At 68.1% G+C, this 20,969-nt stretch carries 21 protein-coding genes; 17 read left to right on the top strand and 4 right to left on the bottom strand.

Annotated elements, in window-relative coordinates; translation table 11 throughout:
* Positions 1–103 precede the first annotated feature (103 nt).
* The 7 genes from IB228_RS14495 to IB228_RS14465 all read left to right on the top strand — a co-directional run bounded on the left by IB228_RS14495 (position 104) and on the right by IB228_RS14465 (position 9,009).
* Complete coding sequence (locus tag IB228_RS14495) at positions 104–2,392, top strand: methyl-accepting chemotaxis protein (protein ID WP_183637009.1); 2,289 nt, start codon at positions 104–106, stop codon at positions 2,390–2,392.
* 215 nt (positions 2,393–2,607) lie between these two features.
* A complete protein-coding gene (locus IB228_RS14490; protein ID WP_183637012.1) occupies positions 2,608–3,492 on the top strand; it encodes a CheR family methyltransferase in 885 nt (294 codons plus the stop codon).
* Complete coding sequence (gene cheD / locus IB228_RS14485; RefSeq protein ID WP_183637014.1) at positions 3,489–4,091, top strand: chemoreceptor glutamine deamidase CheD; 603 nt, start codon at positions 3,489–3,491, stop codon at positions 4,089–4,091. Before IB228_RS14490 ends, cheD begins: the two co-directional genes overlap by 4 nt.
* Entirely contained in the window at positions 4,091–5,164 is a 1,074-nt protein-coding gene (locus IB228_RS14480) for a chemotaxis response regulator protein-glutamate methylesterase (protein WP_192198990.1), read from the top strand. The genes cheD and IB228_RS14480 overlap by 1 nt, the downstream gene beginning before the upstream one ends.
* A 138-nt stretch (positions 5,165–5,302) precedes the next feature.
* Positions 5,303–6,493: a methyl-accepting chemotaxis protein gene (locus IB228_RS14475; RefSeq protein ID WP_183637020.1), complete on the top strand. Its 1,191-nt coding sequence runs from the start codon at positions 5,303–5,305 to the stop codon at positions 6,491–6,493.
* A gap of 138 nt (positions 6,494–6,631) precedes the next feature.
* Positions 6,632–7,291 (top strand): histidine kinase, encoded by a 660-nt coding sequence (locus IB228_RS14470; protein ID WP_192198989.1) that lies wholly within the window; start codon positions 6,632–6,634, stop codon positions 7,289–7,291.
* Positions 7,292–7,293: 2 nt separating this feature from the next.
* A complete protein-coding gene (locus IB228_RS14465) occupies positions 7,294–9,009 on the top strand; it encodes an EAL domain-containing protein (protein ID WP_192198988.1) in 1,716 nt (571 codons plus the stop codon).
* A 101-nt stretch (positions 9,010–9,110) separates the two neighbouring features.
* On the opposite strand, the gene IB228_RS14460 is transcribed toward IB228_RS14465, so the two are convergent.
* The 4 genes from IB228_RS14460 to flgA form a co-directional block, all read right to left on the bottom strand.
* Positions 9,111–10,271 (bottom strand): ATP-binding protein, encoded by a 1,161-nt coding sequence (locus IB228_RS14460; RefSeq protein ID WP_192199019.1) that lies wholly within the window; start codon positions 10,269–10,271, stop codon positions 9,111–9,113.
* Between the two features lie 168 nt (positions 10,272–10,439).
* Complete coding sequence (locus IB228_RS14455) at positions 10,440–10,790, bottom strand: flagellar protein FlgN (RefSeq protein WP_192198987.1); 351 nt, start codon at positions 10,788–10,790, stop codon at positions 10,440–10,442.
* A complete protein-coding gene (gene flgM, locus IB228_RS14450) occupies positions 10,787–11,095 on the bottom strand; it encodes a flagellar biosynthesis anti-sigma factor FlgM (protein WP_141452535.1) in 309 nt (102 codons plus the stop codon). The genes IB228_RS14455 and flgM overlap by 4 nt, the downstream gene beginning before the upstream one ends.
* Before the next feature lie 166 nt (positions 11,096–11,261).
* On the bottom strand, positions 11,262–11,903 hold the full coding sequence (gene flgA / locus IB228_RS14445; RefSeq protein ID WP_183637032.1) for a flagellar basal body P-ring formation chaperone FlgA: 642 nt from the start codon (positions 11,901–11,903) through the stop codon (positions 11,262–11,264).
* Positions 11,904–12,097: 194 nt separating this feature from the next.
* Here flgA and IB228_RS14440 point away from each other — a divergent pair, with 194 nt between their 5' ends.
* From IB228_RS14440 to flgJ, 10 genes are all read left to right on the top strand, one after another.
* Positions 12,098–13,051, top strand: coding sequence for a chemotaxis protein (locus IB228_RS14440; protein ID WP_183637035.1), 954 nt, complete (start codon positions 12,098–12,100; stop codon positions 13,049–13,051).
* A 298-nt stretch (positions 13,052–13,349) separates the two neighbouring features.
* Positions 13,350–13,739: a flagellar basal body rod protein FlgB gene (flgB, locus tag IB228_RS14435; RefSeq protein ID WP_192198986.1), complete on the top strand. Its 390-nt coding sequence runs from the start codon at positions 13,350–13,352 to the stop codon at positions 13,737–13,739.
* A 3-nt stretch (positions 13,740–13,742) separates the two neighbouring features.
* Positions 13,743–14,150 carry a flagellar basal body rod protein FlgC gene (gene flgC, locus IB228_RS14430; protein WP_192198985.1) on the top strand — a complete coding sequence of 136 codons (408 nt, stop codon included), beginning with the start codon at positions 13,743–13,745 and terminating at the stop codon, positions 14,148–14,150.
* A gap of 26 nt (positions 14,151–14,176) precedes the next feature.
* Entirely contained in the window at positions 14,177–14,857 is a 681-nt protein-coding gene (locus IB228_RS14425; RefSeq protein WP_192198984.1) for a flagellar hook capping FlgD N-terminal domain-containing protein, read from the top strand.
* Positions 14,858–14,908: 51 nt separating this feature from the next.
* The gene (gene flgE / locus IB228_RS14420) at positions 14,909–16,129 is read left to right on the top strand and encodes a flagellar hook protein FlgE (protein ID WP_183637044.1); all 1,221 of its coding nucleotides are present in this window, start codon (positions 14,909–14,911) and stop codon (positions 16,127–16,129) included.
* Positions 16,130–16,239: 110 nt separating this feature from the next.
* Entirely contained in the window at positions 16,240–16,992 is a 753-nt protein-coding gene (locus IB228_RS14415) for a flagellar basal body rod protein FlgF (RefSeq protein WP_192198983.1), read from the top strand.
* Between the two features lie 196 nt (positions 16,993–17,188).
* Entirely contained in the window at positions 17,189–17,974 is a 786-nt protein-coding gene (gene flgG, locus IB228_RS14410) for a flagellar basal-body rod protein FlgG (protein ID WP_141452527.1), read from the top strand.
* 8 nt (positions 17,975–17,982) lie between these two features.
* The gene (gene flgH, locus IB228_RS14405; RefSeq protein ID WP_192198982.1) at positions 17,983–18,669 is read left to right on the top strand and encodes a flagellar basal body L-ring protein FlgH; all 687 of its coding nucleotides are present in this window, start codon (positions 17,983–17,985) and stop codon (positions 18,667–18,669) included.
* A gap of 133 nt (positions 18,670–18,802) precedes the next feature.
* Positions 18,803–19,885 (top strand): flagellar basal body P-ring protein FlgI, encoded by a 1,083-nt coding sequence (locus IB228_RS14400; RefSeq protein WP_183641073.1) that lies wholly within the window; start codon positions 18,803–18,805, stop codon positions 19,883–19,885.
* A complete protein-coding gene (flgJ, locus tag IB228_RS14395; RefSeq protein ID WP_192198981.1) occupies positions 19,885–20,961 on the top strand; it encodes a flagellar assembly peptidoglycan hydrolase FlgJ in 1,077 nt (358 codons plus the stop codon). Before IB228_RS14400 ends, flgJ begins: the two co-directional genes overlap by 1 nt.
* Positions 20,962–20,969: the final 8 nt, after the last annotated feature.

Raw genomic sequence — 20,969 nt, 5'->3', positions numbered from 1 at the left:
CCCGTTCCCGTCGGCGGCGCCGCGCTGCGGGCCGCCGGTGTCCCCTTCCTTCGCCAGCCACTCCGCCCGCGACGTCGTCCGCCCCGGACCGAGGAAACCTTTCATGCAGTGGATCCAGAACCTCCGCCTGACCCAGAAGATGATGCTGGCCTTCGGCATCGTGCTCGTGCTGATGCTGGTGCAGGGCGTCTCCTCCTTCATCGGCCTGAAGTCGCTCAACGGCGTGACCCGCGAGATGGCGGACAACACGCTGCCCAGCGTGAGCACCGCGGGCGCGCTGCGTGGCCTGATCGGCGAATACCGCGCCACCTCCTTCACCACCCTGGTCCGCGCCAGCGACGCGGTGAAGAATGATGCGCGTGGCCGGGCCAAGCGCATCCATGGGGAGATCGACAAGGCCATCGCCGCCTACAAGCCGCTGATTTCCACCGCCGCCGAGCGCAAGGCCTACGAGGCCTTCGTGGCCGACTGGGGCAAGGCGTACAAGTCCTACCAGGACGTCAACGAGATGCTGGAGCTGGATCTGCAGGACGACGCCATCGATACCTTCATCGGCGGCACCTGGAACGCGCACGCCAAGGCGGCCGCCTCGCTGGATGCCCTGCTGAAGGAAGTCAACCGCCAGACCGCCGTCACCGCCCGGAACTCCGCCAGCACCTACACCGCGTCCAGCTCGCTGTTGCTGATCATGCTGGTGGCCGGCATCGTCGGCGGCCTGGTCCTGGCCTGGTTCTTCGCCCGCGCCATCGCCCGCGCGGTCGGCGAGGCCGTGCGGGTGGCCAACGACGTTTCGCGCGGCAAGCTGGACGGCAGCATCGACACCTCGCGCAAGGACGAGGTCGGCGAACTGCTGGCCTCGATGCAGCGCATGCAGCACCAGGTGCAGTCGGTCATCGCCGCGCAGTCGGAGATGGCGCAGCGCCATGACGAAGGTTCCATCAGCTACCGCATGGACGACAGCGCGTTCCCGGGCGAGTACGGCCGGATGGTGCGCGACACCAACGCGCTGGTCGCCTCGCACCTGGAAGCGATTGGCAGCGCGCAGCGGATCATGCAGCGCTATGCCATCGGTGATCTGAGCCCGGACATGGATCGCCTGCCCGGCGAGAAGGCGACGCTGACCGAAACCATGGACGCCACCAAGGCGAGCCTTTCGGCCATCAACGCCGAAATCAAGCGCCTGGCCAGCGCCGCGGCCGCCGGCGACTTCAGCCAGCGCGGCGAGGTCGACCGCTACCAGTACGACTTCCGCGACATGGTCGCCGGCCTGAACCAGTTGATGGAAACCACCGACGGCAACCTGGACCAGGTCTCCCAACTCTTGCAGGCCATCGCCCGCGGCGATTTGACCACCCGCATGGACGGCGACTTCCACGGCGTCTTCGCCCGCATGCGCGACGACGCCAACGCCACCGTCGCCCAGCTCACCGACATCGTCAGCCGGATTCAAGACGCCTCCACCGCCATCAACACCGCCGCCGGCGAGATTGCTTCGGGAAATGCGGATTTGTCCCGCCGCACCGAGCAGCAGGCCGCCAACCTGGAGGAAACCGCCGCCTCCATGGAGGAACTGACCTCCACCGTGCGCCAGAACGCCGACTCCGCCCGCCAGGCCAACCAGCTCGCCATCGGCGCCGCCTCGGTGGCTTCGCAAGGCGGCAACGTCGTCGGCCAGGTCGTCACCACCATGCGCGACATCGAAGCGGCCTCGCGCAAGATTGCCGAAATCATCGCCGTCATCGACGGCATCGCCTTCCAGACCAACATCCTGGCCCTCAATGCGGCGGTGGAAGCGGCCCGCGCCGGCGAACAGGGCCGGGGCTTTGCGGTGGTGGCCTCGGAGGTGCGCACCCTGGCCCAGCGCAGCGCCAATGCGGCCAAGGAAATCAAGGGACTGATTGAAGCCTCGGTGGACCAGGTGGCCACCGGCTCGGCGCTGGTCAACCAGGCCGGCGCGACCATGGGCGAGATTGTCGCCTCGGTCCAGCGGGTCACCGACATCATGGCCGAGATTGCCGCCGCCTCGCAGGAGCAATCCGCCGGCATCGAGCAGGTCAACCAGACCATCACCCAGATGGACGAGACCACCCAGCAGAACGCAGCCCTGGTCGAGGAAGCCTCCGCCGCCGCCCGCAGCATGGAGCAGCAGGCGCAGGGCCTGGCCGAAGCCGTCGATGTGTTCGTCATCGAAGACAGCGCGATGGCCGCATCCCCGTCGGTGGGAGCGCCGTCCCCGGCGCGAGCTTCTCGCGCGAACGGTACCCACCCCGCCAAGAGCTCGCGGCCGGAGGCCGCTCCTGCCCGGATGGGATCCACCTCATCGCGTCAGACCCCTGCCGCGATCGTGGAAGCGGCGCTCGCCACCGAAGGAGACGATTGGCAGGAGTTCTGATCCACGGAGCGGAGCTTGCTCCGCTCCACGATGTCCCCATCGGCTCAACATCCCGACAGCCGAGCAAGCTCGGCTCTACGCCTCCCCCTTGACCAGCCATGCGGCTGTTGAAAGCGAAGAAGGGGCTTGAGGGGGATTTGCTCCACCGAACGCGAAACACCGCCCCATCCGCTCTCCCTTCAGCCGAGCAAGCTCGGCGCTACGACGAGTCCTCCATGTCCGCCCCGCTCCGTTCCCGCGACACCGCCACGCACGATGACGAACTCCCGCGCGCGCATGGGCGCGAGTTCGAGTTCGGCGATCGCGATTTCCGCCGCGTCTGCGATCTGATCCGCCAGCGCGCGGGCATCGCGCTCGCCGACGGCAAGCGCGACATGGTCTACGGACGGCTCTCGCGGCGCCTGCGCGCGCTCGGCCTGCGCAGCTTCCGCGAATACCTGGATCAGCTGGAAAGCGACGGTGGCGACGAATGGCAGGCGTTCACCAACGCGCTGACCACCAATCTGACCTCGTTCTTCCGCGAACCGCATCATTTCGATCGCCTGCGCGATGAACTGGAACGCCGCAGCGGCGCGGGCACGCTGCGGCTGTGGTCATGCGCCGCCTCGACCGGCGAGGAGCCCTACTCCATCGCCATCACCGCGTGCGAGGCCTTCGGCACGATGGCGCCGCCGGTGCGCATCCTCGCCACCGACGTGGACACCCAGGTGCTGGCGACCGGCGGGCGCGGCATCTATCCGCTGGAACGCATCGCCGGGCTGGACGACGGCCTGCGTCGCCGTTACTTCCAGCGCGGCACCGGCCCGAACGAAGGCCATTGCCGCATCCATCCGGCCCTGCGCCAACTGATCGAGTTCCGCCCGCTCAACCTGCTGGCGCCGCGCTACGACGTGGAAGGTCCGTACACCGCGATCTTCTGCCGCAACGTGATGATCTATTTCGACAAGCCGACCCAGCGCGGCATCCTGTCGCGGCTGGTGCCGCACCTGGCCGACGACGGCATGCTCTATACCGGCCATTCCGAAAACTACCTGCACGCCGCCGACATCATCCAGCCGTGCGGGCGCACCCTGTACCGCCGCGCCGGGGCACGCGGATGAGCGCCGCCGCCCTCGCCTTCGCCGACGGCAGCGTGCTGCGCTACCACGACGCCCGCTTCCAGACCCCGGCCGCCAAGCTGCTGCCCACCCAGTACCTGGTGGTCGATGACGACACCGCGCTGGTCACCGTGCTCGGCTCCTGCGTGGCCGCCTGCATCCGGGATCCGCTGCTCAAGCTGGGCGGCATGAACCACTTCCTGTTGCCCGACGGCCAGGCCAACGATGGCGCTCCTTCGCGCTACGGCAGCTTCGCCATGGAATTGCTGATCAACGACCTGCTCAAGCGCGGCGCGAGCCGCGCGCGCCTGGAGGCCAAGGTGTTCGGCGGCGCCAATGTGCTGAAGGGATTCACCAGCAATCCGGTCGGAACCCGCAACGCCGAGTTCGTCCGCCGCTACCTGGACATCGAACGCATCCCGGTGGTCGCCGAGGACCTGTGCGGCATCCATCCGCGCAAGGTATGGTTCTTCCCCGCCACCGGCCGGGTGGTGGTGCAGCGCCTGCCGCACGCCCACGACGCCGAAGTGGCCGCCGCCGAATCCGCCGCCCGCGCCCGCCTGTCGCGCACGCCGGTCAGCGGTGGCGTGGAGCTGTTCTGATGGGTGCGCCCTGCAAGGTCCTGATCGTCGACGACTCGGCCGTCGTACGGCAGATGCTCACCGAGATCCTGTCCAGCGACGCCGGCATCGAGGTGGTCGGCTCGGCCAGCGATCCGCTGATCGCGCGCGACAAGATCAAGCGCCTGAATCCGGACGTGATCACCCTGGACGTGGAAATGCCGCGCATGGACGGGCTGGCGTTCCTGGAAAACCTGATGCGGCTGCGTCCGCTGCCGGTGGTGATGATCTCCTCGCTGACCGAGCGCGGTGCCGACACCACCCTGCAGGCGCTGGCGCTGGGCGCGGTGGACTTCGTCTCCAAACCCAAGCTCGACGTGGTCCGCGGACTGGAGTCCTACGCCGACGAAATCATCGCCAAGGTCAAGGCCGCGGCGCGCGCCAAGGTGCGCCCGCTGGCGCGCCCGGCCAGCGTGCGCCAGAGCGCCGACGCGGTGTTGCCCGCCGCGCAGCCTGCGCGGGCGCTGCGTTTCCAGACCACCGATCGCCTGATCGCCATCGGCGCCTCCGCCGGCGGCACCGAGGCGTTGCGGGTGGTGCTGGAGCAGATGCCCGCCGATGCCCCGGCGATCGTCATGACCCAACACATCCCCGCCGGCTTCAGCCGCGCCTTCGCCGAACGCCTGGATCGGCATTCGGCGATGGCCGTGCGCGAAGCCGGCGACGGCGAGGCGATCCTGCCCGGCCATGCCTACCTGCCGCCCGGCGGGCGCCACCTGCGGGTGATCCGCGACGGTGCGCGCTGGCGCTGCCGGATCGACGATGGTCCGCCGGTCAACCGGCACAAGCCGGCGGTGGACGTGCTGTTCCGTTCGGTGGCGCACGCCGCCGGCGACAACGCCATCGGCGTGATCCTCACCGGCATGGGCGATGACGGCGCGCGCGGCCTGCTGGAAATCGCCCAGGCCGGCGCCCCGACCTTCGTCCAGGACGAAGCCACCAGCGTGGTCTGGGGCATGCCCGGCGCGGCCGTGCGGCTGGGCGCGGCCAGCGAAACCGTACCGCTCGACGCCGTCGCCGAACGCCTGGTGCAACTGTCCGCGCAATCGCGCTGACCGCCCGTTTCCGCCGTTTTCCCGGCGGATCTCCACCCAGGTCACAGTTTTCCCCGCGCATCGCGCATTGCCGCGACGAACGCTAAAGAGCCATCCCCCATGGCCGATATCCATACCGTGATTCAGCAGAGAGCACCCATGTATTCGCGCATCCTGGTTCGTCTTGCCGCTCCCTTGATCCTGACGCTGGTGTTCCCGCTGTCGGTCGCCTTCGACTGGCCCGGTGCGGTCCAATGGGCCATCCTGACCACGATGACGCTGGCCTGGCTGCTGTTCGCCTTCCTGTCGGTCTGGGGCGCGCAGAAACCCAGCGCGGAGCACACCAGCATCCTGCGCGAGCAGGACAGCCTGCTGAACGAACTGCGTCGCTTCGTCGGCAATGAAATCGATGGCTCTCGCGCCGAGATCGACCGCGCGCGCGGCCTGATCCGCGACGCGGTCGGCGGCCTGGGCGAAAGCTTCGACGCGATGATGCGCAAGTCCCGCGAGCAGAGCCTGGCGGTGTCGCGCATCGTCGACCGCGCCGGCGACGGCGACCGCGCCGGGGTGGACGTGGCCCGCTTCGCCCAGCACGCCAGCCAGCGCATGGAGCAACTGGTGGAAGCGCTCGAGCAGGTCAGCGGCCAGAGCACCACCACCGTGCACCACATCGACGAGATGGCCCAGCACCTGGACGGCATCTTCTCGCTGCTGGAGGACGTCAAGTCGATCGCCGACCAGACCAACCTGCTGGCGCTCAACGCCGCCATCGAAGCCGCCCGCGCCGGCGAGGCCGGTCGCGGCTTCGCGGTGGTCGCCGACGAGGTGCGCAACCTGTCCGAACGCTCGACCGCGTTCAACGAGCAGATCCGCAAACTGGCCCACAGCTCCAAGGACGCCATCGCCAAGGTCCGCGAGACCGTCTCGCACATGGCCTCGCGCGATCTCGACCGGTCCCGCGAGGCCCGCGGTGAAGCGGCCAACATGCTGACCCAGGTCGCCGCCATCAACGCCTCGCTGGGCGACGGCATGCGCGAGATCTCCCAGTGCGGCCATGCCATCGACCTGAGCGTGGCCGAGGCGGTGCGCGCCCTGCAGTTCGAGGACATCGCCACCCAGTCGCTGGGCAGTGCGGTCACCCACCTGGACCGCCTGACCACCATCAACCAGGAAGCCCTGGCCCTGCAAGAACTGTTGCATCGCAGTGGCGGCGTCATGGACCAGGAGCTGCTCTCGGCCCTGCGCCATATCGGCAGCCGCCTGCGCGACCGCCGCAGCGAATGGGAACGCCCGCCGCACAAGCCGGTGGCGCAGCAGAACATGGGCGCGGGCACCGTCGAACTGTTCTGATTTCTGACGAATACGTTCCGACACATCCGTTTTCCGCGACGCCGGTACCGCCTCCGCGGTGCCGGCGTCGTCGTATCCGCCGCGCCGGTCCGGCGGGCAACTGGCATACTGGCGCGGTTGTCCACCTGACCGTTGCCAATGACGGCCCGCACACCCGCCGCCCCCGATACGCCATCCATCCCCGCGGACGCCCTGCGCGAGCTGTACGCGCGCCAGGAAGCCGAGCGCCGTGTCGTCGCCCGGGCCCTGCACAACGAAATCGGCCAGGCGCTGTCGGCGATCAAGATGTCCGCCCACCTGGCCGGCGATGAGGACGACGCCGTCCAGCGTCGCCAGGATCTGGCCGACATCGTGCGCATCGCCGACGACACCGTCGCCCGCCTGCGCGACCTCTACGCGGATCTGCGCCCCCCGCAGATCGACACCCTCGGACTGGCCGCCTCGCTGCGTGGGGAAGCCGAGCGCTGGCAGGCACGCTGGGGGGTGGCTCCGCGGCTGCAAATGGCCGACCCGGCGCCGCGCGCGGAGCCCGCGATCGAACTGGCCGCGTTTCGCCTGGTGCAGGATCTGCTGTTGCCGCTGCCCACGCTCGCCTCGCTGGAACTGCGGCTGTCCGCCGCGCGCGGCGGCGTCGCCGTGCTGGAAGTCCACCACGACGGTCCTGCGCCGGATCCGCTGACTGCCGCCCTGCTGCAATCGCGTGCCACCGCCGCCGGCCTCGCGCTCCACCTGCCCGGCGAGGCACAGGCCGGAATGCGCCTGCGGGTGGAACTGCCCGCCACGATGGCGGAAGCTTGAGCATGTCCGCCTACCCCGTCGCGCCGCCATCGATCGCCCGCCTTGGCGCGCTGGATCCGGATCTTCAGGCCATGGTCGAGTCCGCCGTGCAGGGCGGCACGCCGCTGATGCTGCTGCACGTCGACATCGATCACTTCCGCTCCATCAACGAGAACATGGGCGCCGATGTCGGCGACCAGGCGCTGCTGCTGCTCGGCCAGCACCTGTCCACCCAGTTGGGCCCGGAGGCGCGGGTCTGGCGCCAGGGCAGCGACGAGTTCATCGTCGCCATGCCGCGGCTGCCCCAGGTGCCGTCGCCGGATGCGTTCGGCGCATTCGTGCGCGATCAGGTCGAACTGCCGATGGCGGTGCTGCCCTATACGCTGTTCCTCACCGCCACCGTCGGCATGGCGCTGTGCCCGGAAGACGCCACCACCGTCACCGGCCTGCTGCAATGCGCGGAGACCGCGGTCGGCCAGGCCAAGCACGAGGGCCTGAACCTGGTCCGCCGCTATGCCCGCGACGCCGCCATCAGCATCCGCAGCGACAGCATCATCGCGCGCCAGATCGTCAACGCGATCGACAACAACGAGTTCCGCCTGCACTACCAGCCGCAGATCAACGCCCACGACGGCCGCGTGGTCGGCATGGAAGCGCTGCTGCGCTGGCATTCACCGGCACTGGGCGTGCTGGTCCCCGAGCGCTTCATGCATGTGGCCGAGAAACTCGGGGTGATCGTGCAGATCGGCGACTGGGTGCTGCGCGAGGCGTTCCGGCAGGCACGGGTCTGGCGCGATTGGGGCTTCGACGACTTCGAGATCGCGATCAACGTCTCCACCCTGCAGCTGCTGCGCCCCAACTTCGTCATGGAAGTGCTGGAGGCGATGCAGGTCGCCGGCATCCCGGCGCAGATGGTGGTGCTGGAAGTACGCCAGAACGCGCTGGCCAAGGATACCCACCTGGTCCATCGCACCCTCGCCAGCCTGCACCGCGAAGGCGTGCGCCTGACCCTGGACGACTTCGGCATGGGCGATTCCAACCTGGATTCGCTGGTGCGCTTCGCGGTCGACAAGATCAAGATCGATCGCAGCTTCGTTAAGGGCGTTCCGGCCAGCAACCGCGAGGTCGCCATCACCTGCGCGATCATCGCGATGGGCCACCAGCTGGGCATGAAGGTGATCGCGCACGGCGTGGAAACCGACATCCAGCTGGGTTTCCTGCGCCGCAACCATTGCGACATGTTCCAGGGCCACCTGTTCGGCGAACCGATGTCGGCCGAGGATGCCGGCGCGGTGCTGCGCCGGCGCTACCTTCGCGCCGACGCCTTCGCCGCCACCAAGCCGGATCGCACCCTGCTGCTGCTCGATGACGAAGAGAACATCCTGCGTTCGCTGGTGCGCCTGTTCCGCCGCGACGGCTACCGCATCCTGGCCGCCTCCAGCGTCAACGACGCCTTCGAGCTGCTGGCCACCAACGACGTGCAGGTGATCCTGTCCGACCAGCGCATGTCCGACATGAGCGGCACCGAGTTCCTCGGCCGCGTGCGCGTGCTGTATCCGGACACCGTGCGCCTGGTGCTGTCCGGCTACACCGATCTGGCCACCGTCACCGAAGCGATCAACCGCGGCGAAATCTACCGCTTCCTGACCAAGCCCTGGAACGACGACGACCTGCGCGAGCACATCCGCCAGGCCTTCACCGCCTACGAGAACCAGCCGCACCACCGCGTGGTTGGCTGATTGCCTCGGTTCGGGGAGCAGCGGAGCAAGCTCCGCTCTACCGATGCGTAGAGCCGGGCCTGCTCGGCTGCCCTTGCCATTCGCCAAACCCCACGCGAACCTCAGCCCGCGTCCTTCACCGGCTGCCGCACCGGCAGGGTGATGCGGAAACGCGAACCTTCACCGGGCTTGCTGTCCACCTCGATGCGGCCGTTGTGCTTCTTCACGATGCCGTAGGAAATCGACAGGCCCAGGCCGGTGCCACTGCCGACCGGCTTGGTGGTGAAGAAGGGATCGAAGATGTTCTGCAGGATGCTCTCGGGCATGCCGCTGCCGGTATCCGCGATCTCGATCCACGCCTCTTCGCCGGCCAGCCCGGTGGTGACGCTGATGCGGCCCTTTTCCTCGATCGCGTGGCCGGCATTGAGCAGGATGTTCATGAACACCTGGTTGAGCTCGGACGGCAGGCACTGCACCAGCGGCAGCTTGCCGTAACGCTTTTCCAGGGTGACCTTGTACTTGAGCTCGTTCCAGATGATGTTGATGGTCGAGTCCAGGCCGTGGTGCAGATCCGCCAGCTTCCAGGAGTCGTCGCGCCCGGAGTAGGAGAAGTCCTTGAGGCTGCGCACGATCTGGGTCACCCGCTCGATGCCCTCGCGCGACTCCGACATCAGCTGCGGCAGGTCGCTGGTGATGAAGTCGATGTCGAAGCGCGAGCGCATGTCGTCGATTTCCGGCAGCAGCGCCTTCGGGTCCGGCGCGCGCAGGGCGCGCTCGTAGATTTCGATCAGGGCGAACAGGCTGTGCAGGTATTCCTGCAGCGATCCCAGGTTGGAATGCACGTAGCCGATCGGATTGTTGATCTCGTGCGCCACGCCGGCGGCCAGCTGGCCGATGGACGCCATCTTTTCCGACTGCACCAGTTGCTCCTGGGTACCGGCCAGGCGGATCAGGGTCTGCCGCAACTGGGCGTGCCGGCGCTGCAACTCCTGCTGGCGCGCGTGACCTTCGCTGATGTCGTGGAACAGGATCAGCGCGTAGCCGTCGTCGCCGGGCGCGTGGTGATGGTAGATGCGCAGTTGCAGGATGCGGCCATCCTCCAGCGCCAGTTCGCCGTTCCAGCGTCCCGTCGCGCGGGCGGCGCGGCGCGCCTCGGCCGGCACCAGCTCCAGTACGGCCTGCAACGATTCCGGCTCCTCGCCCTCGGGCAGCAGTGCCAGCGCGGAGGCATTGGCATGCAGCGCGCGATCATCGCCGCGGCACAGCAGCACGCCATCGTCCATCAGCTCGGTGAGCGCCTGGATGTCGACGAAGGACGGGATGTCCGCGGGAAGACGGGAAGCGGAGGAAACACTCACGACGGATGACCCCGCGAAAGGGAGTTGCGGCAAAAAGGGGCCGTCAGTATCGGCAAGCGTCGCGGCGGCGGCAAGCCGCGCGCACCGCGCGCCTCAGGCCACCGCGATCGGGCGGCTGCCGCGCAGGACTTCGGTCTGTCCGTTGGCGTCGTAGGCGCCGCTGCTTTCGCTGCGCCCAAGGTGACGCAGTGCCCAGTTCACTTCGCGGCGACGCCGCGCCAGCAGCGCGCCGTTGGACTGGTTGGCCTCCGACAGCTCGCGCAGCCGCTGCTCGAACGGCGCGGACGCGGCCGCGGGCATGCGGTTTTCCAGTTCGCGCAGCGAGGCCAGCTTCTCCCGGGTCGAGCACACCAGGGCTTCGACATCGTGTTCCAGGATCGCGCGGCGCTCCTCGGCTAGCGCCGAGGCCAGACGCTCGAACTGGGTCTCCAGTTCGGCGCTCATTGGCCGAGCTGGCGTTCCAGGCTCAGCATGCCGTCAGCGATCGCCTCGGCATTGATCCGGTACGTACCGGCCTGGAGCGCATCGCGGACCTGCTGGACCCGCGCGGTATCCACCGCGGAGGCCGAGGACAGCTCGCGCTGCAGTGCCTGCAGACCAGTGGCTTCGCCGGTCAGGCGCAGGCTGTCGCCACCCGCGCTGGCTTCCACCGGCCGGGAACGTTCGGCGCCGGACGCCGCCACCTTGCCACCGATCGGACCGGTGGTGCGGATGGCAGAAGGCGCGTTGCCTTCGATTTTCTGGCTCATGTCGGTCTACCTGTTGCGGGTTCAAACAGCATATCGGCCGTCAAAGGCAAAGCTTTAGTGACGGAATCCACATTTTTCTATCGGAAGCGCACCCGAGGCGTACTTCCCTGCCAGCTCGGTATCGGCCGCCCGTCCGGGGACTTTAGGGCCGATTCCATTTTTTTCCTCAACGGCTCACCCAGACGTCGCCGCCCGGGCCTACCACGCCCTGTACCACCCGGCGCGAGGACAGGTTTTCCACCGTCACCCGTTCGTTCTCGCCGGCGTCGGCCAGCGCCTTGCCGGCCACCCGTACCTCGACGCCACCGCGACGCGACACCAGCGCCACGTTGTCGCCGCGCCGGATCAATCGCGGCGCGACCAGATCGTTGGCTCCCAGCACCGAGCCGGCGGTCAACATCCGCCGCGCCACCTGGCCCACGGCCTGGGCCGGGTCGGTCAAGGCGCCGGCGGCGATACGGCCGCCGTCACGGGTTTCGGCGACAAACGCATCGGCGGTCACCACCTGCCCCGGTGCGATGCCGCGATTGAGCACCAGCACGGTCTGGCTGCGGCGTACCCGCACCGGCACGAACAGGCGCCAGCCCTGCGGGCAACCGACCTCGACCGAACCACTGTTCTGCACCCGCGCTTCCAGCGGCGCGGCGCAACGCGGCAGGCGCAGGTTCGGGTCCAGCGTCGCTTCCGCCTCGCCGGCCGACGCCATCGCGCCAATCGCGGCCTGGCGGATGCTGTCCACCGGCTGGAAGTCCGCGGCGGGCACGGCAAACGCCGCCAGCAGCGCGGGCAGCAGCACGAGTCGTCGCATGAGCGGGCTCCATCGTCGGTTCATCGGCGACAAGGAATGCAAGCGATGTGCCGAAACCGGCGGTCCTCGCGCCTGCCGCGGTGCGCGTCGGCGAAATCGACTGCGTGACCGCCGTCCCTCGAGGACGAGCCCTTCCCTGCCGCCGGACGCCCCCGCACCGCTCAAGCCGTGCGCAACCCGGCCGATATGCCTGCATGACCCAGGATCTGCTCAACCGCATCGACCAGCGCACCCGCCTGGCCGGCCACAACCGGCTCGCCCTGTTGCTGTTCCGCCTGGGCGGGCGTCAGCTTTTTGGCGTCAACGTGTTCAAGGTGCAGGAGGTCCTGCGCCGTCCGCCGCTGTTCCAGCTGCCCGGCCTGCCCGCCGAGTTCGCCGGCGCGGCCGACGTGCGCGGGCGTTCGATTCCGGTGCTGGACCTGGGCCTGAGCATCGGCCATCCCGAGCGCGATCCGGATCCGGCGCGCGCGCCCAACTACCTGGTGGTCACCGAGTTCAACCGATCGGTGCAGGGCTTCCTGGTCAGCGACGTCGAGCGCATCGTCAACATCGCGGTCGAGGACATCCACCCGCCGCCGGAACTCGGCGCGGAGGCCAGCTACCTGACCGCGGTCACCCGCTTCCAGGGCGAGCTGATCCAGGTGATCGACGTGGAAAGCGTGCTGGCCGACATCTCGCAGGCGCGCATGGACGCGCCGCTGGCGCCGGAAATGGCGCTGCCGGCCGACGCCCCGCCGTTGCAGGTGCTGGTGGTGGACGACTCGCGGGTGGCCCGTTCGCAGATCCGCAGCGTGCTGGACCAGTTGGGGGTGAGCGCCACCCTGCTTTCCGACGGCAAGCAGGCGCTCGACCACCTCGTGCAGATCCACGCCGCCGGCGAGGACCCGGCCGAGCGCTACGCCATGGTCATCTCCGACATCGAAATGCCGGCCATGGACGGCTACACCCTGACGACGGAAATCCGTCGCCACCCCGGCCTGGCCGGTCTGTACGTACTTCTGCACACCTCGCTCTCGGGCGTGTTCAACAACGCCATGGTCGAACGGGTCGGCGCCAACGCCTTCGTCGCCAAGTACAGCCCGCACGAACTGGCGGACTACGTGCTGAACCGGCTGAAGCAGGTGGTGGCGACGAAGCGGGCGGCCTGACGGCGGCCGGTTGGCCGCCGGGATTGGGGATTCGGGATTCGGGATTGATAGCCCCCTTTGGAAAAGGGGGCGGGCGGCCGCGTCAGCGGACGACGGGGGATTTGCGCGCGGTGCCAGGAGCACCGGCGAAGAGCAAATCCCCCTCGGTCCCCCTTTTTTAAAGGGGGAGGCAAAGCCACAAGGTGCCCATCGTTCCCCATGAGAAGGAATGGCACCGGCACTTAGTGGGGGAAGCATCTCCCCCGGACTGGCACAAGCCTTGCACCCACCCGGGCAACGTTCCCAACGGGGCCCGCCAATGTCCAATCCCATCCGCGATTACCTGGGTGTCCATGCCGCCGCCCTGCCGCTGCGCGAGCAGCGCATGCAGTTGATCGCCAGCAACCTCAGCAATGCGGACACCCCCAACTACAAGGCCAAGGATCTCAACTTCCAGGCCGTGCTGGAGAACGCCGCCGCCCGCCAGGCCGCGCCGTTGCAGACCACCGACGGGCGCCATCTGAACGGACTGGAATTCGGCCCGCAGATCTACGAACGCCAGGGCGTGCAGCCCAGCCTGGACGGCAACACCGTCGACGCCGACACCGAGCGCGCCGCCTACGGCCGCGCCGCGCTGGAGTACCGCGCCTCGCTGAGTTTCATCGAATCCAAGGTGCGCACCATGCTCACCGCCATCACGGGGCAATAAGCCATGAGCAACCTGCCGATCTTCGACGTCGCCGGTTCGGCCCTGCAGGCGCAGTCGGTGCGCCTGAACACCATCGCCAGCAATCTCTCCAACGCCGATTCCATCGCCTCCTCGCCGGAGGCGGTGTACAAGCCGATCGAACCGATCTTCCAGGCCCGCCCGCTCAACGCCGACGGCTCGCTGACCTCGGTGCAGGTCAAGGAGATCACCCAGAGCGAAGCCCCGCCGATCAAGCGCTACGAGCCCGGCCACCCGATGGCCGACGCCGAAGGCTACGTCTATGCGCCGGACGTGGATCCGGTCGCGCAGATGGTCAACCTCATTTCCGCTTCGCGTGGCTACCAGGCCGGCGTCGAAGTCCTCAACACCGCCAAGGAACTGGCGCTGGCCACGCTGACCATAGGCCGCTGACGCGTCCCGCCTACCGGAGCAACCGCATGACCACCGCCGTGAATGGCGATCCCTTTGCCGCGATCAACAACAGCACCACCGGCACCGGATCGAACAAGAAGAAGGAAAGCCTGGGCCAGGCCGAATTCATGCGCCTGATGACCGAGCAGCTCAAGCACCAGGATCCGCTCAAGCCGCTGTCCAACAGCGAATTCATCGGCCAGCTCGCGCAGTTCTCCACCGTGCAGGGCATCAGCGAACTCAACACCACCGTCAACGGTTTCACCACCGCCCTGACCGGCGACCAGGTGCTCAAGGGCGCCTCGCTGGTCGGCCACGACGTGCTGGTGCCGTCGGAAAAGATCGCGCTCGGCGCGCAGGGCAGCGCCACCGGCCTGGTCATGTCGCCCGCCACCGGCACGCTCAAGGTGGAAATCACCGACGCCAGCGGCGTGGTCGTGGACACCATCGAACTCGACGCCGCCAAGGGCGAGACCGCGTTCGCCTGGGACGGCGTGAAGGCCAACGGCGAACGCGCACCGGAAGGCATGTATGCGATCAAGGCCACCCACACCGACGACACCGGCAAGGCCACCAAACTCAACACCTACGTCGATTCCACCGTGGAAAGCGTGACCATCGGTTCCGACGGCCTGTATCTCAACCTGCCCGGCCTGGGCACCGCTCCGCTCGACTACGTGCTGCGCATCGGCAAGTCGGCTTCCTGATCCCTGACATCCACGGGCCATTCCGACCCGGCATCCGCTAAGGAGTTTTCCATGGCTTTCAACAGTTCGCTCTCCGGCATGAAGGCGGCCAACGCCGACCTCAACGTCACCTCGCACAACATCGCCAATGTCGGCACCACCGGATTCAAGGAATCGCGTGCCGAGTTCGCCGAAGTGTTTTCCACCACCGGCTATGGCCTGCTGCGCAACGGCATCGGCGCCGGCGTGCGTCTGACCAACGTGGCCCAGCAGTTCTCGCAGGGCGACATCAACCAGACCGGCCGCTACCTGGATCTGGCGGTGGACCGCGAAGGCTTCTTCACGGTCAGCAACAACGGCACCAACGTCTACACCCGCGCGGGCAACTTCCAGCGCGATCCCAATGGTTTCGTCACCACCCCGGACGGCTTCCGCCTGCAGGTGTTCCCGCCTCGCGCCGACGGCAGCGGTTTCGATACCGGCCGCCTGGTCGACCTGCAACTGCTGACCAGCGACAGCCCGCCGGCGCCGACCACCCTGGTCAACCTGGGCGTCACTCTGCCCGGCAACGCCGCGCAGCCGACCATCACGCCGTTCACGCCCAACGACGGCAACAGCTACAACGAGACCACCTCGGTCACCGTGTACGACTCGCTCGGCGTGGCCCACCAGCAGTCGGTCTATTACGTGAAGACCGCCAATCCGAACGAATGGCAAGCCCACGTCTACGTCGACGGCACCTCGATGGGTCCGGCCACCACCGTGCAGTTCGACAACAACGGCGCGCTGACCCTGCCGGCCAACGGCCGCATCGCCCTGGCGCCATTCACCCCGACCACCGGAGCCGGCGTGCTCAACATGACCCTGGACATCACCGGCACCAACCAGTACGGCGAAGCCTTCGCCAAGAAGGATCAGCGGCAGGATGGCTACGCCAGCGGCAAGCTCAACGAATTCACCGTGTCGCCGGAAGGCGTGGTGTTCGCGCGCTACTCCAACGGCGTGGACCGCGCCATCGGCCAGGTCGCGCTGACCAACTTCACCAACCCGCAGGGCCTGGTCTCGCAGGGCAACAACACCTGGACCCACAGCTACGCCTCGGGTGAACCGCGCACCGGCGCGCCGGGCACGTCCGACTTCGGCCAGGTCGCCTCCGGCGCGCTGGAAGCCTCGACCGTCGACCTGACCGAACAACTGGTCAACATGATCGTCGCCCAGCGCAACTTCCAGGCCAACTCGCAGATGCTGTCCACCCAGGATCAGATCACGCAGACCGTCATCAACATCCGTTGATGACGGGGGGATTCGGGATTCGGGATTGGGGATTTGTCTAAAGCGCGCCCCATCCCGCTCCGTTCCCCGCTCTTCCCCAATCCCGAATCCCCAATCCCGAATCCCTGCCCATGGACAAAGCCCTCTACGTCGCCATGACCGGCGCCCGCGCCTCGCTGCAGGCCCAGGGCGCGGTGTCGCACAACCTCGCCAACGTCGACACCAAGGGATTCAAGGCCGCCCTGGCCGCGACCGAGGCGTTCAAGATTCCCGGCCAGGGATTTCCCTCACGCGTGGACGCGGTGCTGACGGATCCGGGTTTCGATTCGCGCACCGGCACCCAGTTGGTCACCGGCCGTTCGCTGGACGTCTCGCTGCAACCGGGCCGCTGGCTGGCCGTGCAGGCGCCGGACGGCGGCACCGCCTATACCCGCAACGGCGAACTCAGCGTCACCCCCAACGGCCAGCTGGTCACCAACGGGGGCCGCGCCGTGCTCGATGAGAACGGCAATCCGATCGCCATCCCGCCGGCGCAGTCCTTCGATCTCGGCGCCGACGGCACCATTTCCATCGTGCCGCAGGGCGAAGGCCCGCAGACCATGGCGATGGTCGCCCGCATGCGCATCGTCGACGTGCCGGCCTCGCAACTGGCGCGCGGCGCCGACGGCCTGATGCGTCCGGCCGACCCCACCCAGCCGCCCCCGCCGATGGCGCAGGGCAACAGCCTGACCACCGGCGTGCTCGAAGGCAGCAACGTCGACGCCGCCGGCGCCCTGGTGCAGATGATCCAGCTCCAGCGCCAGTTCGAAATGCAGGTCAAGGTCATCCGCACCGGCGACGACATGGCGCAATCGTCGAATCAGTTGCTGCGGCTGGGGGGTTAGGGGCCGTGATTGGGGAGTCGGGATTAGGGATTGGTAACAGCGACTTTGTGGCCGTCGTCCCGGTTCTTGTCCGCGTCGAAATCCCGACCACCGGGTTGGCACGGACCTTGCCTCTTCCCCATGCGAAGAAGGATCCGACGCCCACGTCGAATCCCCAATCCCGAATCCCCAATCCCATCGCTCAAAGGACCACGCCATGAACCAGGCACTCTGGGTCGCCAAGACCGGGCTCGATGCGCAGCAGACGCGCATGTCCGTGGTCTCCAACAACCTGGCCAACACCAACACCACCGGCTTCAAGCGCGACCGCGCCAGCTTCGAGGATCTGCTGTACCAGCAGCTGCGCCAGCCCGGCGGTTCGACCTCGCAGCAGACCCAGTTGCCGTCCGGCGTGCAGCTGGGCACCGGCGTGCGCGTGGTCGCCACCTCCAAGGATTTCCAGCAGGGCAATCCGCAGCAGACCGGGCGCTCGCTGGACGTGATGGTCAACGGCCGCGGTTTCTTCGAGGTGATGCTGCCCGATGGCACGCCCGCCTACACCCGTGATGGCTCGTTCCAGATCAACGCCCAGGGCGAACTGGTCACCAACAGCGGCTATGCCGTACAGCCCGGCATCCAGGTGCCGGAGGGCGCGCAGTCGATGACCATCGGCAACGACGGCACGGTCAGCGTGACCATGGCCGGCGAGGCGCAGGCGGTGGAAATCGGATCGCTCACCCTCACCGACTTCGTCAATCCGTCCGGCCTGCAGGCCAAGGGCGAGAACCTGTACGTCGAAACCACCGCCTCCGGCCCCGCCCAGAACGGCACGCCCGGCCTCAATGGCCTGGGCAACCTGGTGCAGGGCTCGCTGGAAGGTTCCAACGTCAACGTGGTGGAAGAGCTGGTCAGCATGATCGAAACCCAGCGCGCCTACGAAATGAACGCCAAGGCCATCTCCACCACCGACTCCATGCTCGGCTATCTGAACAACAACGTCTGAGGCCCGCCATGACCCGCCTGTCCCGCACCGCCACCCTCGCCTGCTGCGTCTTCGCGCTGGCCGGCTGTTCGCGCTCGTTCGGCGACGTGCGCCCGTTCGCGCCGATGCAGCCGGTGCAGGTGGTGATGGCGGCGCAGGCCGAACCCACCTCCGGCGCGATCTACCGCGCCGGCCCGGGCCTGAACCTGTACTCCGACCGTCGCGCTCGCGACGTCGGCGACCTGCTGACGATCAACCTGATCGAGAACACCAACGCGCAGACCAGCGCGACCACCCAGGTCGACAAGACCAGCGAGGTCACCATGGCGGCGCCGAACATCGCCGGCGCGCCGTTGACCTACAACGGCCGCGATCTGCTGAGCGCCTCGGTCAAGGGTGATCGCGGCTTCAACGGCAATGGCAAGAGCGCGCAGAGCAATCGCCTGCAGGGCAGCGTGACCGTCACCGTCATCCAGCGCCTGCCCAACGGCAACCTGGTGGTGCAGGGCCAGAAGAACATGCGCCTGAACCAGGGCGACGAGCTCGTCCAGATCCAGGGCATCGTGCGCCCGGCCGACATTTCGCCGGACAACAGCATTCCGTCCAGCAAGGTCGGCGAGGCGCGCATCGCCTACGGCGGCCGCGGCGCCATCGCCCAGTCCAACTCGATGGGCTGGCTGGGGCGCTTCTTCAATTCGCCGATTTATCCCAATTAACCCTCTGAACTGACGAGTCACCCGGGAGCGCCGCATGATGGCCATCCGCCTGCCCTTCCATCGCAACCCGCGCGATCCCAACCGTCGCCGCGTCGATCCGTGGACCACGATCGGCGCCCTGCTGTGGTGGCTGATGGTGCTAGCCTGCCTGGCGCCGTCGGCGCGCGCCGAGCGGATCAAGGATCTCGCCCAGGTCGGCGGCGTGCGCAGCAACCCGCTGGTCGGCTACGGCCTGGTGGTGGGCCTGGACGGCAGCGGCGATCGCACCAGCCAGGCGCCCTTCACCGTGCAGAGCCTGAAGAACCTGCTGGGCGAACTGGGCGTCAATGTGCCTCCCAACGTCAATCCGCAGCTCAAGAACGTCGCCGCGGTCGCCATCCATGCCGACCTGCCCGCCTTCGCCAAGCCCGGCCAGCCGATCGACATCACCGTCTCGTCCATTGGCAACGCTACCTCGCTGCGCGGCGGCAGCCTGCTGATGGCCCCACTGCGCGGCGCCGACGGCGAGGTCTACGCCATCGCCCAGGGCAACCTGGTGGTCGGCGGTTTCGGCGCGCAGGGCCGCGACGGTTCCAAGGTCTCGGTCAACGTGCCCAGCGTCGGCCGCATTCCCAACGGCGCCATCGTCGAACGCGCGGTGCCCAACGCGATGAACGACGGCAGCGGCAGCGTCACCCTCAACCTGCACCAGGCCGACTTCACCACCGTCTCGCGCATGGTCGCCGCGCTGGACCAGCGCTTCGGCGCCGGCGCCGCCTACGCGGTCGATGCGGTCACCGTGGCGGTGCGCGCGCCGGCCGATGCCGGCAGCCGGGTCAACTTCCTGGCCCAGGTCGAGAACCTGGAACTGACCCCGGGCAGCGCGCCGGCCAAGGTCATCGTCAACGCCCGCACCGGCACTGTCGTGATCGGCGCGCAGGTGCAGGTGATGCCGGCCGCGGTCACCCACGGCTCGCTGACCGTCACCATCACCGAATCGGCCAACGTCAGCCAGCCCAACAGTTTCAATCGCGGCGGCCAGACCGTGGTCACCCCGCAATCCGACGTGCAGATCACCGCCGAAGGCAACCGCATGTTCAAGTTCGAGGGCGGCACCTCGCTGGACGAGATCGTCCGCGCCGTCAACGAGGTCGGCGCCGCGCCGGGCGATCTGATTGCCATCCTGGAAGCGCTCAAGCAGGCCGGCGCGCTGCGTGCGGAGCTGGAAATCATCTGATGAACATCCTGCAGCCCACCCTGCCGCTGAACCCGACCGCCAACCCGGCGGCGGACAACGCGCGCATCCACGAGGTGGCGCAGAAGTTCGAGGGCCAGTTCGCGCAGATGCTGATCAAGTGCATGCGCGAGGCCAGCTTCGGGGATTCGCTGTTCCCGGGCGAAAACCAGATGTTCCGCGAGATGTACGACCAGCAGCTCGCCAAGGCCATGACCCAGGGCAAGGGCATGGGCCTGGCGCCGATGATCGCGCGCCAGCTCGGCGCCACCGACACGAACACCGCGCCGGTGCCGGTCAACACCGCGCTGTCGCAGTACCGCAAGATGATGCCGTCCGGCGCCGAGCAGATGCTGGACGTGATCGCCGGGCGCGCGCCCAGCCTGTCCGGCGCGTCGTCCGCCGAAGCCGGCGATCCCGGCGCCGCGATGGGCCTGCCGCGCATCGACTGGGCCGCGCTGACCGCGCCGGAAGCCCAGGCCGCGTGCGACGAGGTGGAACAGGTCGCCAGTGCCAATCCGCAGCAGTACGCCCGCAACACCCCCGAACGCTTCGTCGCCGAGATCTGGGACCACGCCCAGCGCGCCGCCAAGGAACTGGGCGTGGATCCGCGCGCCCTGGTCGCCCAGGCCGCGCTGGAAACCGGCTGGGGCAAGCGCGTCATCCAGCGCAACGACGGCGGCAGCGCGCACAACCTGTTCGGCATCAAGGCCACCGGCTGGAAGGGCGAACGCGCCCGCACCGGCACCCACGAATACCGCAACGGCGTGCGCCAGAACGAGACCGCCGACTTCCGCGCCTACAGCTCCCCGGCCGAAAGCTTCGCCGACTACGTGCGCCTGCTGAAGAACAACCCGCGCTACCAGAAGGCGCTGGCCGCCGGCAAGGACATCCACGGCTTCGCCCGCGGCCTGCAACAGGCCGGCTACGCCACCGATCCGTCGTATGCGAAGAAGATCGCCAGCATCGCCACCGGTCCCACCCTCGGCAAGGTCATCTCCGCGGTCGGCAACACCGTCGGCGGTGCGATTGGTGCCACGGTGGGCAACGCGCTCGCCAGCCGCTTCCTGGGCCGCTGAACGGAGTA

The sequence above is a fragment of the Pseudoxanthomonas sp. PXM04 genome (assembly GCF_014851695.1).
GTDB lineage: Bacteria > Pseudomonadota > Gammaproteobacteria > Xanthomonadales > Xanthomonadaceae > Pseudoxanthomonas_A > Pseudoxanthomonas_A beigongshangi.
The sequence above is the reverse complement of the archived record's forward strand: the minus strand, read 5'-3'. Positions and strand labels throughout refer to the sequence as shown.